This is a genomic window from Peribacillus sp. AS_2 (genome assembly GCF_026891895.1).
GTDB lineage: Bacteria > Bacillota > Bacilli > Bacillales > DSM-1321 > Peribacillus > Peribacillus frigoritolerans.
Map to the genome: position 1 here is coordinate 125,273 of NZ_JAPTGA010000004.1, position 12,993 is coordinate 138,265.

At 43.7% G+C, this 12,993-nt stretch carries 13 protein-coding genes; 1 reads left to right on the plus strand and 12 read right to left on the minus strand.

The annotated features are described in order from the left end of the window. Window positions 1-18: 18 nt before the first annotated feature. The 7 genes from plsX to OTG27_RS08515 form a co-directional block, all read right to left on the minus strand. Window positions 19-1,005, minus strand: coding sequence for a phosphate acyltransferase PlsX (plsX, locus tag OTG27_RS08485; protein WP_268936705.1), 987 nt, complete (start codon window positions 1,003-1,005; stop codon window positions 19-21). Between the two features lie 23 nt (window positions 1,006-1,028). Continuing rightward, entirely contained in the window at window positions 1,029-1,586 is a 558-nt protein-coding gene (gene fapR, locus OTG27_RS08490) for a transcription factor FapR (protein WP_034313744.1), read from the minus strand. Between the two features lie 118 nt (window positions 1,587-1,704). Beyond that, window positions 1,705-3,756 carry an ATP-dependent DNA helicase RecG gene (gene recG / locus OTG27_RS08495; protein ID WP_268936706.1) on the minus strand — a complete coding sequence of 684 codons (2,052 nt, stop codon included), beginning with the start codon at window positions 3,754-3,756 and terminating at the stop codon, window positions 1,705-1,707. After that, window positions 3,753-4,637 carry an L-serine ammonia-lyase, iron-sulfur-dependent, subunit alpha gene (gene sdaAA, locus OTG27_RS08500; RefSeq protein WP_063576897.1) on the minus strand — a complete coding sequence of 295 codons (885 nt, stop codon included), beginning with the start codon at window positions 4,635-4,637 and terminating at the stop codon, window positions 3,753-3,755. Before sdaAA ends, recG begins: the two co-directional genes overlap by 4 nt. 37 nt (window positions 4,638-4,674) lie before the next feature. Next, window positions 4,675-5,337, minus strand: coding sequence for an L-serine ammonia-lyase, iron-sulfur-dependent subunit beta (gene sdaAB / locus OTG27_RS08505; protein ID WP_034313754.1), 663 nt, complete (start codon window positions 5,335-5,337; stop codon window positions 4,675-4,677). A gap of 433 nt (window positions 5,338-5,770) precedes the next feature. Further along, window positions 5,771-7,441 (minus strand): DAK2 domain-containing protein, encoded by a 1,671-nt coding sequence (locus OTG27_RS08510; protein WP_268936707.1) that lies wholly within the window; start codon window positions 7,439-7,441, stop codon window positions 5,771-5,773. A gap of 18 nt (window positions 7,442-7,459) precedes the next feature. Next, the gene (locus tag OTG27_RS08515) at window positions 7,460-7,822 is read right to left on the minus strand and encodes an Asp23/Gls24 family envelope stress response protein (RefSeq protein ID WP_034313762.1); all 363 of its coding nucleotides are present in this window, start codon (window positions 7,820-7,822) and stop codon (window positions 7,460-7,462) included. A gap of 252 nt (window positions 7,823-8,074) precedes the next feature. On the opposite strand from OTG27_RS08515, the gene rpmB reads away from it, so the two are divergent. Next, window positions 8,075-8,263, plus strand: a complete 189-nt coding sequence (rpmB, locus tag OTG27_RS08520; protein ID WP_034313767.1) for a 50S ribosomal protein L28 — start codon at window positions 8,075-8,077, stop codon at window positions 8,261-8,263. Window positions 8,264-8,449: 186 nt separating this feature from the next. Here rpmB and spoVM read toward each other — a convergent pair whose 3' ends face one another. The 5 genes from spoVM to pknB all read right to left on the minus strand — a co-directional run bounded on the left by spoVM (window position 8,450) and on the right by pknB (window position 12,988). Continuing rightward, complete coding sequence (gene spoVM, locus OTG27_RS08525) at window positions 8,450-8,530, minus strand: stage V sporulation protein SpoVM (protein WP_034313769.1); 81 nt, start codon at window positions 8,528-8,530, stop codon at window positions 8,450-8,452. Window positions 8,531-8,652: 122 nt separating this feature from the next. Continuing rightward, on the minus strand, window positions 8,653-9,306 hold the full coding sequence (locus OTG27_RS08530) for a thiamine diphosphokinase (RefSeq protein ID WP_096338239.1): 654 nt from the start codon (window positions 9,304-9,306) through the stop codon (window positions 8,653-8,655). Window positions 9,307-9,409: 103 nt separating this feature from the next. After that, window positions 9,410-10,057, minus strand: coding sequence for a ribulose-phosphate 3-epimerase (gene rpe / locus OTG27_RS08535; protein ID WP_268936708.1), 648 nt, complete (start codon window positions 10,055-10,057; stop codon window positions 9,410-9,412). A 1-nt stretch (window position 10,058) separates the two neighbouring features. After that, window positions 10,059-10,940 carry a ribosome small subunit-dependent GTPase A gene (rsgA, locus tag OTG27_RS08540; RefSeq protein WP_268936709.1) on the minus strand — a complete coding sequence of 294 codons (882 nt, stop codon included), beginning with the start codon at window positions 10,938-10,940 and terminating at the stop codon, window positions 10,059-10,061. A 23-nt stretch (window positions 10,941-10,963) separates the two neighbouring features. Beyond that, the gene (gene pknB, locus OTG27_RS08545) at window positions 10,964-12,988 is read right to left on the minus strand and encodes a Stk1 family PASTA domain-containing Ser/Thr kinase (protein WP_268936710.1); all 2,025 of its coding nucleotides are present in this window, start codon (window positions 12,986-12,988) and stop codon (window positions 10,964-10,966) included. Between the last annotated feature and the right edge of the window lie 5 nt (window positions 12,989-12,993).

Below are 12,993 nucleotides of genomic sequence, written 5' to 3' on the forward strand. Positions count from 1 at the left end.
CCCTGCCTCTATGATTTATTATTGTTTTTCTATTGTCTCCGCAATTGTCAATATGACGTCATTTCCAACCATATCGCGAGTCTGGCGTATAGCATTATAGACCGCATTCGCATCTGAAGAACCATGCGCCTTAATAACAGGGGCCTTCAAACCGAAGAGGCCAGCACCGCCATACTCCGAGTAATCCATTTTATTTTTTATGACTTTTAGTTCTGGCTTTACCATTGCTGCAGCCAACTTACTTTTGAGGTTGCTCATCAAGGCAGCTTTCACCATTTTGAATACGCCCATAGCAGTACCTTCAAGAGTCTTTAACACCATATTTCCCGTGAAGCCGTCCGTCACGACAACGTCCGCCGGCCCGTTTAGGAGGTCCCTTGCCTCTACGTTACCTATAAAGGATATCTCCGATGATTGCTGCAGTAATGTAAAGGCATGCTTAGTCAGTTCATTCCCTTTTTTTTCTTCTGTTCCGATATTAAGTAATCCGACACGGGGCTTTTCGATTCCCCGCACTTTTTGGGCATAAACAGACCCCATTATGGCGAATTGAAGGAGATGCTCCGGTTTCGCATCGGAGTTCGCGCCTACATCCAGTAATACAAAACCCTTTCCATCGATCGTCGGAAGGGTGGGAGCCAATGCCGGACGTTCAATGCCTTCTATCCTTCCGACCACAAACAAACCTGCAGCCATCAGCGCCCCCGTATTGCCTGAAGAAATGCATGCGTCCGCTTCTCCGTCAGCCACTTGCTGTGCAGCCAATACCATCGAAGCGCTTTTCTTGCGGCGAACCGCACGAACAGGTTCATCGGTACTTAATATTTTTTCATCAGTATGTATAACCCTTATTCGGCCATGCTTCGCTAAGTATTGGTTAATCTCGGATTCATTGCCTATCAAGGTAATTTCCACATCGGAAAAAGCCTCGACAGCTTTCATCGCTCCCAAAACCTGTGCCTTGGGAGCATTATCGCCACCCATTGCATCTATCGTTATCTTCATTTTTTTCATCCTTTACTAGCAAGTTAAGAGCGATACATTTCGAACTCGCCTTTAAAAACCAGTTCATTACCTACGTAGCTTCTAACCTCCACCACGGAACGATCATTGGTGTGGTCCACGTTTTTAACCCTCGCTTTAGCTACCACTCTTTCATTTTCCTTTACAGAACGAGTGAATAAAATGGATGCTTTCGCAGTTAATGCCAATTCATCATTTATGACTGCCACAGCCAATGAGTTTGCTTGGGCAAAAAGGTGATGTCCCCTTGCGATTCCATTCCGCTTAAAGACATGCTCTTTATTTATATCCAAAATCGAAATTGCATTATCATCTAAATTAAGATCAATTACTTCCCCGATGATTTCATCCAAAGGCAATGCCCTGATTTCGTCACTGAATTTTTTCTCGGCCACGCTTTTAATCCGTTCACGCAGTTCCGGTATCGATAATTCAAGACGGTCAAGCCTAATGGTCTGGACGCTCACCGAATATTTTTCAGCCAGCTCCTCATCCGTTACAAAAGGATTCTGTTTAATCGTTTCGATTAATAATTGCTGGCGTTCCTTCTTATTTCTTCGCATTTGAAGGTCACCATCCGTAGTATTATGACTAGGTACTAATAGTAGTATATATATTTTAAAAACAGATTGCAAGATATTGCGTAAAATCTCACAATCTGCTATTGGTTTTTTATTCAGTTCAGTCCAGCTTTTCTCCTGTAAATACTCCCGTTCCCTCTAAATAGTCCCGCAAAGGTGCATACTCCGGGGAATGCCAAAAGCTTTGGGAGGCAATCAATTTTGCTGCATCCATCCTTGCCACTTCAAGGGTCCTGTAATCATGGACCATGTCGGCTACCTTGAATTCGGGAAGGCCGCTTTGTTTTTTACCGAAGAAGTCCCCAGGTCCACGGAGTTCCAAATCTTTTTCGGAAAGGGCAAAACCATCGTTTGTCTCAGTCATGATTTTCATCCTCTCTTTGCCGACTTCCGTTTTCGGATCAGCCAGCAGGATGCAAAAGGACTGATCGCTCCCCCGCCCAACCCTTCCGCGCAGCTGGTGCAACTGTGAAAGTCCAAAGCGCTCCGCATCATAAATGACCATTACCGTTGCATTTGGAACATTCACCCCAACCTCGACGACCGTCGTGGAAACAAGGATTTGCGCTTCATTGGCACTGAACTGCTGCATCACTTCTTCCTTTTCATCCGCATGCAGCCGTCCATGCATAAGACCCACTTTGTACCTGTTCGCAAAGTATTGTGTCAGCATTGCATGAACATCAAGAACATTCTGTAAAGAATCGAGTTTCTCCGACTCCTCAATCAATGGACAGATGACGTAAGCCTGTCTCCCTTTCTTTAGTTCCTTTTCGACAAAGGATAAGATCCGATCAAGCATTTGGTGTTTCGCCCAATAGGTCTCTATCGCTTTACGCCCGGCAGGCATTTCATCGATCGTCGAGACGTCCATTTCCCCAAACACTGTAATTGCGAGAGTTCGCGGAATAGGTGTAGCCGTCATGAAAAGCACATCTGGATTGGTACCTTTTTCACGAAGGATGCGGCGCTGCTCCACTCCGAAACGATGTTGTTCATCCGTTATGACAAGACCTAAGTTGCGGAAATTCACTTCATCTTGAATCAATGCATGTGTTCCTATCAAAAGATCCAGCTCCCCGGATTCCAGCATTTGCAAAAGTTCCTTGCGCTTTTTGCCTTTTACCGAACTTGTCAACAATGCGACCTTTACTCCACTAGGTTCCAACATGGCTTTCAGCGATTGTGTATGCTGCTCAGCCAAGATTTCCGTCGGGACCATAAGTGCACCTTGGAAACCTGCTGTAATCGTCGCCTTCAGGCATATGGCGGCAACCACCGTTTTCCCAGACCCGACATCCCCTTGAAGCAGGCGGTTCATCCTGTAGGGAGACTTCATGTCATTCATTATTTCCCCGACGACCCTATTCTGAGCGTTCGTCAAAGGAAAAGGGAGGGTTTCAACAAAGGCTTCCAGCCGCTCCATGTCAAACTCCTGGCCTATTCCTTTTGACTGCTCCCGCTGTACTTTACGAAGTGCCTGCATTTTAAGTTGAAACAATAAAAATTCTTCATACACAAAACGGCGTCGGGCCTTCTTCACCTCATTGGCCGATTGAGGGAAATGCATGGTACGAAGAGCATCATTACGCGGCATCAGTTTGTATGCCGCCAATAATTGCGGGGGCAGATTTTCTTCTATCATTGTCCCATATTCAGAAAATGCATTGGAGATGAAGCGGCGGAGCCCTTTGACGGTAATGCTGCCCTTCACTGAGTACACCGGTTCGAACTCTTTCTCCCGGCTCCGGTCACCAACATGGCATTCCGAGCCTGTAATGGTTTGACGATGACGATCCCACTTCCCCGTTACCGTTACAGTTTCGCCTATCGCAAGCTTCGGCTTCAGATAAGGCTGGTTAAAAAAAATGACGTTTATTAAATATCTCCCAGTCAAAACTTTAATCGTGAGCCTGGATTTTTTCTTTCCGAAGTACCCTAACGTGGGTACCGTATGAACTTTGCCTTCTACAGTAACCCGTTCATCATGCTCGACCGTTTCTAAATCCCTCAACCGGTAATCTTCATAGCGATATGGGAGGTGCTCAAGGAGATCCGCGACGGTATGGATCTCCATTTCCCCCAAAGCTGCTGCCGTTTCGGCCCCAATGCCTTTTACTGCGGTAATGGGTTCGCGTAAAGTCGAGTTCACTTCTTATTTAGCGGTAAGCCAAAGATTTTCGCTTCCAACTCCCGCCCAGTCGGTGTAGCCGCTAAACCTCCTTGTGCAGTTTCCCTAAGAGCAGATGGCATCGTTTGCCCGATTTTATACATCGCATCAATTACTTCATCACACGGTATGCGGCTTGTGATACCCGCTAAAGCCATATCTGCTGCAACCATGGCATTGGCTGCACCCATGGCATTACGCTTCACACAAGGCACCTCCACAAGCCCAGCAACAGGATCACACACAAGACCAAGCATGTTCTTTAATGTGATTGCCATCGCCTCTGCACTTTGTGCCGGTGTCCCTCCTGCCATTTCAACGATGGCTGCCGCTGCCATACCCGAAGCAGAACCGACCTCCGCCTGACAGCCCCCTGCGGCTCCAGAGATCGAAGCATTATTCGCTACTACAAAACCAAACGCCCCTGCTGTAAATAGGAACTCAATTTTCTGTTCCCGATTCGGTTTTAATTTATTTTGCAAAGCGAAAAGCGCACCAGGCACAACACCAGCAGATCCGGCAGTCGGTGTCGCACAAATCGTCCCCATGGCTGCGTTCACTTCGTTTGTTGCCACGGCTTTGCTTACCGCATCCAACAGCAGTTCACCGGATAAGGAGTTTCCGGATTTAATGTAATTCTGAAGAAGGACTGCATCCCCTCCCGTCAGGCCGGAAACGGACCGTACACCTTGAAGTCCTTTTTCAACTGCCTGTTCCATTACATCCAGGTTGACTCCCATCTGGCGGATGATTTCTTCACGGCTTTTTCCCGTTACTTCCATTTCCTGCTCGATCATCAGTGTTGAAATTTTTTTCTGCTTTGATTCAGCTAATTCTACTAATTCCGCTACATTTCGAAACATGATTTCTTCTCCTTCCTAAGTGGGAACGATTGCTCTATCAATCCACAATCCTTGCTACTTGAGTGATATTGGGGAGTGCTGTAATTTCAGCTATGACGTGATCCTCCAGGTTTTGGTCCACTTCAATCGTCATCAAGGCCATCTGCCCTTTCTCTTTTCGGGAGACTTCCATTTGGCCAATATTGATTTGATGCTTGGCTAATATGTTTGAAACATTGGCAATGGCACCAAATCGATCATCATGAACGACAAGTATGGCAGGGTTGTGCCCGGACAGCCTCAATTTAAATCCGTTCAATTCGACGATTTCGATCTTTCCCCCGCCTATCGATATTCCGACAAGTTCCAATTCACCATCATCATCACCAACTGTTATTTTTGCTGTATTGGGATGTTCCGGTACTGCCTCTTCTTCTCGAAATGTAATTTTCATTTTCTTTTTGCGTGCTATTTCCAGCGATTCTTTGATTCTCTCATCAAATGTATCAAAATCAAGCAAGCCGCCTACAATGGCTACATCGGTTCCATGGCCTTTATAGGTTTTGGCAAACGATCCGTAAAAAGAAATATGGGCCCATTTTGGTTCCCGGTCGAATAAATTCCTGGCAACCCTACCGATCCTTGCAGCTCCTGCTGTATGGGAGCTGGAGGGGCCGATCATAACAGGACCAATTATATCGAATACACTTCTAAATTTCATGATTAGCTCCTCCTTCTATTCACTTGGAGTCAGTTTAATAATAAAGCCTGATATATTGTAATTACAATTATGCTGTCCGTAATCCTTCTTTTCATAAAAATAAAGGCTCTTTTCGTAAAGATTGTTGTTTTTAAACGAAACTATTTAAGATTGATTGGAGCGGAAGTGCGAGACTCTTGCGGGAGCAGCGGGACAGGTGAGACCCCACAGGCATTTACGCCGAGGAGGCTCACCGCCCGCCTCGCGGAAAGCGAGCATCTGGAGGGGAAATCAACCACAACTCACTACCTGGTAAATAGCAACAAAGTATGTGAAAACAGCCAAAATAAAACTGCATAGCCTAATGACATATGCAGTTTATTGCCTTTTATTTTTTTCGGGATCCTCCAAACTTTTATGACGGATAGGTTTCCCTTATTTTCATGTTCTCTACTTATTCAATTGAAAAAATGAAAGAATATAAAGGTTGTTTCCCATTATGGACTTCAACTTCAACGTCTTCGAAATTCTCATTACAAAACGCAACAAGACTTTCGACATCTTCAGCAGTGGCATCTTCACCATATAAAATGGTAAGGATTTCTGAATCTTCGTCAATCATATCGGAAAGAAGATCTTTTGCCGCTTGGGTCATGTCTTTATCCTTCACCTTGATGGTGCCTTCAGCAATTCCCATGAAGTCCCCGGTCTCGATTGCAAGACCGTCAATGTTGGTATCCCGGACAGCATAAGTAATCTGGCCCGTTTTCACATGCGAAAGGGCTTCGATCATCGCTTTTTTATTCTCTTCGGCATCAAGTGAAGGGTTGAAAGCCAACAATGCAGCCATTCCCTGTGGTACTGTTTTCGTTGGAATGATAGTCACATGATCCCCAAGTACATCTGCAGCCTGATTGGCGGCCATGATGATATTTTTATTGTTAGGCAAGATGATCACATGATCTGCATATGCCCCTTCGACAGCTTTAACGATATCTTCCGTACTAGGATTCATCGTTTGCCCGCCTTCGATGACGGACTTAGCGCCGATGCTTTTGAATAATTCGCTGATGCCAGCTCCCATCGCCACTGACACTACAGCGTACTTCTCTTTGGTGGGCGGTTTAGTTTGAAGCGGTGTATTCGTCTCACCTACAATCGCAGTATGCTGTTCACGCATATTATCGATTTTCATTTTTATTAAACTACCATATTGCTGTCCATAATTCAGGCAGGTGCCAGGCTGTTCAGAGTGAATATGTACTTTGACGACTTCATCATCTGAGATGACTAGTAAAGAATCTCCGTATTCACTTAAATCATTTCTGAATTTTTCTTCATCAAATGATTGATTGGCAAGTTTTTCACTTTCCAACCGGACCATGAATTCCGTACAGTAGCCAAACACGATATCTTCCGTGTTCATATGTCCTTGTACATTCATATGATGTTCGGCACTGATCATGTCATCCATGCTTGGACCATTAGCGGATCGGACTGGAAGGGCTTCACCTTTCAGCTCAGCAAGGAAACCTTCATATACAAACACCAACCCTTGCCCCCCGCTATCAACGACACCCACTTCTTTTAAGACTGGAAGAAGATCAGGTGTACGTTTTAATGAAGCATTGGCCTCCGTAACGATTTCTTCCATTACCTGAATTAGGTCTATATGCTTTGCTGCTGATGAAACCGCTTGCTTGGCTGCATCTTTTGCAACCGTTAAAATGGTTCCTTCAACAGGTTTCATAACGGCTTTATAAGCTGTCTGAACCCCTGCTTCAAAAGCTTGGGCAAATTCTTCACTATTGATTTCCGATTTATGTTCAATCGCTTTAGCAAAACCGCGGAACAGTTGCGAAAGGATAACTCCCGAATTGCCGCGTGCGCCCATAAGCAATCCTCTTGAAAGCGACGCACCCACTTTTCCGATGTGTTCCTGGACGTTATTTTGCACTTCCTTCGCTCCCGAAGTCATCGATAAATTCATATTCGTTCCTGTATCTCCATCCGGAACAGGGAAAACATTCAACGCATCAACCATTTGGGCATTAGCCGCTAAATGGTTGGCACCTTGAATGATCATTTCTGCAAAGCGCTTTCCGTTCAAACTTGTAATTGACACAAAACTTTCCTCCTATACTTAAGGGTTCGTCACACGAACTCCCTGTACAAAAATGTTAACGGAATCAACAGCTAATCCTACAGTTTTGTCCAGAGTGTACTTTACCTTTGATTGCACATTATGTGCAACTTCCGAGATTTTCGTTCCATAACTTACGATAATATACATATCGATATGAACTTCTTCCTCTTCTTGTCGGACAATTACACCTTTAGTAAAGTTTTCTTTTCTTAAAATTTCGGCAATGCCGTCTTTAAATTGTTTTTTGGAAGACATTCCTATAATTCCGTAGCAATCCACGGCTGCGCCGCCTGCTACAGTAGCGATAACCTCATTAGAGATATCAATTTGTCCATACTTCGTTTGTAATTCGATAGACATTTTCTTTTCCCTCCCAAAAATCAAATCAACTAAAGACATTTTACTATAATGTCTATGGTTTTAAAAGTAAATGTCTTACGGTACTCTATATAATTCAATTTTGAAGTATGTATGTCAAGGTTTTTTTCTTGAAAGTAATTAACTGAAGTATTGCATTCTAGCGGTAGGTATGATAAATTATTAAAGTATTTTACAAAGACTTAAGACGACTGCGAAAAACTTAAGCTTGTTGTAGTTAGGAGGGAATTTGACATGGCACGTAAATGTGTAATCACTGGAAGAAGAACTCGTTCTGGTAACAGCCGCTCTCACGCAATGAACGCTAGCAAGCGTACATGGGGCGCTAACCTTCAAAAAGTACGTATTTTAGTTGACGGTAAACCTAAACGTGTATACGTTTCTGCAAGAGCTCTTAAATCGGGCAAAGTAGAACGCGTATAATGTTACGGCATCCTCTTAGGATGCCTTTTTACTTGTAATGGCCGGTATTTAATGGGGATGGTTTCAAATCCTTGACCAGGTCCAGTCTGCATCAAGAAGGATGCCTTCACCCATTAATGGATGGCCGCCCTATTTTACTAAAAAATAACACCTCCCTTAATTTGAGAGGTGTCATGGAGATAAGTATCAGCCTTTTTTAAACGCTCCGAGCATAGCCCTTACCAAACTGCCCAGAACTTTTGGCAATTTAATCGTATAAAATTTCATCATGCCCCTCCTCTTTGCATCCCACAATTAAAGATGAAGTGGAATTTTTCTATTACAACATAAGCTTTTAAGCGGATATAGGATGATCGTAATTATATCCGAATCTGCTCTAAGCATGAATTTTAATCACTGCTTCTTATCACCATTAATATGCCTTTCTCAAATGAAACATTCCCAGATTCGGAAATTAGTTCGTTGCTGATGCAAAGCGTCGAACCCATTTCCAAGCTTGCATCGTCCAGCGGATATTTGAAACCCGAAAGAGTAATGCCGGTGACTTCAGCGTTTACTGGGAGCAAGGACAAGTATTTCTTATCTTTCAAAGCAGTGACCTTATATGAACCTGCTGTCTTTACTGTGATTATATTTTGCCGATCGACTATGTATATATCCATATCACCATGATGAGGGAGGACACTTTCTTTTTGGAGCAGCTGGATATTCCCGAGAAAATGGTCCATTCTTCCCCCTGTTGCGCCCAGAATGTGAATTTCTCTTGGCTTTTGCCCCATTGCCCATTTAAATGCGATTTCTAAATCCGTTTCATCCTTTTCCGAGGAATAAAGATTGATTTCTTCCAGCATTTGCTCAATCTTTTCGTATTCACCTTCCGAAACCGAATCAAAATCCCCAAAACCGTACTTAGGTTCGATACCTTTTTCAAGCAGAGACCATACTCCCCTGTCAACCCCGACCCAAAGATCTGTCTTCTCCTTATACCATGTCAGATCCGGCCAAAAACATTCCGGACCTCCAGCCATTATACTGATAATCATCGAAATCATCCTTTTCCATATAAAAATCATATCCAAGGTGCCTTAGTTTAATTGATAAAAAAAGCCGATCACCATCATATGAATATGATAGTGTCGGCTTATATCACTTTCCCCGAATCTTTTGAATCGCTGCGTGTCGATCTTCCTGATCATATATTGCCGAACCGGCCACCAGGATTGTCGCCCCTTGTTCAATACATAGTTTAGCCGTTTCTTCATTTACTCCACCATCAATCTCTATCTCGAGATTTTGATTATACTTTCCTGCCAACGCCTTCACTTCGGCAATTTTCGGAAGAACGGATTTAATGAACTTTTGCCCCCCAAAACCCGGATTAACCGTCATCAACAATACCATGTCAATATCTTCGATTATAGGTTGTATCAAGGAAGCCGGAGTGGCTGGATTAAGCACCACGCCTGCCTTTACACCAAAAGATTTGATCAATTGAACCGTTCGATGCAAATGTGTGCAGGCCTCTACATGTACAGTTATATAATCAGCTCCCGCTTTCGCAAAGGACTCGATATAACGATCAGGTTGTTCAATCATTAAATGAACATCAAGCGGAAGCTTCGTTACTGGGCGGATAGCATCAACAATTAGTGAGCCTATCGTTATATTCGGCACGAAATGCCCATCCATGACATCCACATGGATCAAATCCGCTCCGCCCCTTTCCACATCAAGAATTTCTTCTCCCAATTTTGCAAAGTCAGCTGACAAAATGGATGGTGCGATTTTAACCATTTTAATACCTCGGCTTTCTATCTCTTATTTCTTCTAAGAATTGCATATAATGCTCGTATCGATAACGGGGAATTTCCCCGGAATCAACCGCTTCCTTCACTGCACATTTCGGTTCTTTATCGTGGAGACAGGCCCTGAATTTACAGTCTTCCCCATGCTTATGCATTTCCGGGAAGCAATAGGATAGCCGTTCAGCTTCCATTTCCATGAATTCAAGTGAACTGAACCCTGGAGTATCCGCGACAAGTCCAGAGCCAATATGGATCAATTCAACGTGCCGGGTCGTATGCTTCCCGCGTCCCAGGTGTGAAGAAATATCATCCGTCTTTAAAGCCAATTCCGGATTGATCGCATTCAGCAAAGACGATTTCCCAACACCGGACTGACCCGCAAATACACTGGTTTTCCCTTCTAAATACGGCACTAGTTCTTCAATCCCTCCGGCGGTAACGGAAGATGTCTCCAATACAGTATAGCCAAGTTTCTGATAGTCCTTGATATACTGAGACAATTTCTTTTGATTTTCAGCTGTAACCAAGTCCAGTTTCGTCACGACGATAATCGGTTCGATTTCGTTATCTTCGATCAATACGAGAAATCGATCAAGCAAGGCTGGACTGAAATCAGGTTCCACTGCCGAAAAGACAAGGATTGCCTGGTCTACATTCGAGATTTGCGGACGTATCAATTCATTCTTTCGCGGTTTTATTTCGGTCACGGTCCCGTCCGTTTTATTTTCCGATTCAAAAACAACATAATCACCAACGAGCGGGGTTACCTTATTCTTCCTGAACAGGCCCCTTCCACGGCATTGATAGACCTCTTCACCATCAAGGACATAATAAAATCCACTTAATGCTTTGATAATTTTTCCTTCGGGCATAACCACACTCCTAATTATTAAATTTATTCTGGATATGAGACGGATTCGTCAATGATGACCTGATTGTCCCTCATGACTTTATATCCTGCTTTCTTATCCGGGGAAACCATTAATTCGATCGTTCTCTTCGCATCTTCCAATATATAGAATGTTTCTTGAGGCTCCGTCATGCTATTGTCGATATCCTCGATGAAAATTTGGATTTTTTGTGATTTGCCTGGCTCAACCGGATCATACTCGATTTTGACTTCCTCCGTTACACTCTTGGGCGGAATCTCTTCTTTCCCTTTTGAAATGACCACTTTCACAGTACTGCCCTTTTCCACCTTCGTAGCAGGTTCCGGTGACTGGGAAATGACAAGCCCCTCCGCTACGGAATCATCATAGATTTCTTCTTCGACATCGATCTTTATTCCGCTTTCACTGGAATAATCATCAAGGGCAGCTTTATTGAACCCCGTTAAGTTCTTCAAGCTCAACAGATCTGCCCCTTTACTGACCGTCAGCTCAAGCTCCGTTTCGGATGGTACGACCTCAGTGGCACCCGAGGGAGATTGATCTATGATCGTGCCGGGAGCACTTTCATCATATTTTTCAGTAACGCTTATGTTTTTGAATCCCATTTTTTCAAGCAGGGATTTAACATCAGAGTAATCTCGACCTTCATAGCTGGACAATGAAATCGTCTCTTTACCAACGCTTTGATAAATATCGATCACTGCACCTTCCTTGACCGTCTTACCTTCCTTAGGATTGGTTTTGATCACAAGACCAGCTTCAACCTCTTCATCTTCAATCTCGATCGTCTCTCCAATTTCCAAATCCATTTCAAGCAATTCAGTAATGGCGTCATCCAATTCTTCCCCTTTAAGGTCAGGGATCGTCACTTCCTTCGAGACAAGGAGGGGAGGTAAAACTGTGACAGATAAAACAGCAAGCAGTGCGAGAACTAAAAAGGTGGTCACCAAGATCGCAGGCATGTTCTTTCGCTTTTTACCTTTGTGTTCCGACTTATTTTTTTGTTTTTTCTGTTTCTTTTGTTTCTTTTTTGAATTACTCTCTGCTTCTGATTCACTTTCCTCATCGTCCGCATAAACTAACGTATTTTTTTCAGGACCCCTTACGATTGTCTCATCGATGCTTGAAAGCTGATCATCCGTTATGACGGGGATGGCTTTTGTTGCATCATGATCTTCGGGAATCGCAAAAGGAAGTTCATTTGAACGCTCCGGATTAAGCGACGTCCGTATATCATCCTCCATCGAGTCCACACTCTCATAGCGGTAATATGAATCTTTGGCTGTCGCTTTCAAGATAATATTTTCCACACTCTGGGGTATTTCAGAATTCCAGCGTTTTGGTGAAGGAGTTTCCGATTGTAAATGTTTAAGAGCTATCGACACGGCTGATTCACCCGAAAAAGGCAATCTCCCCGTCAACAATTCAAACATGACGATGCCAAGTGAATAAATGTCCGATTTCTTATTGGCCATACCGCCTCTGGCCTGTTCCGGAGATAAATAATGAACCGAACCCAAGACTGCGTTGGTCTGCGTTATGTTTGTTGCACTTAGGGCCAATGCAATCCCAAAGTCCGTAATCTTAACGGTTCCTTCCTTATCAATCAAAATGTTCTGTGGCTTGATGTCACGATGGATGATCCCATTATGATGGGCATGGGAAATCGCTGCCGTGATTTGCCTCATGATATCCAAGGCTTCATCAACTGGAATTGGATAATATTTTTGTATGTATTGCTTAAGTGTAAAACCGTCAACGTATTCCATTACAATATAATAGATGGAATCTTCTTCACCAACATCATAAATACTTACGATATTGGGATGGGCCAAACTGGTGGCCGATTGGGCTTCCCGATTGAAGCGCTTGATGAACTCTTCGTCATTATTAAAATCCATGCGAAGGATTTTCAATGCAACATCCCTATCCAAGATCATATCCCTTGCAAGGTAAACATTAGCCATACCGCCGCCGCCGACCATCTGGATCAGTTTATAACGGCCGTTGATCCTTCTGCCAATCAACATTCAAT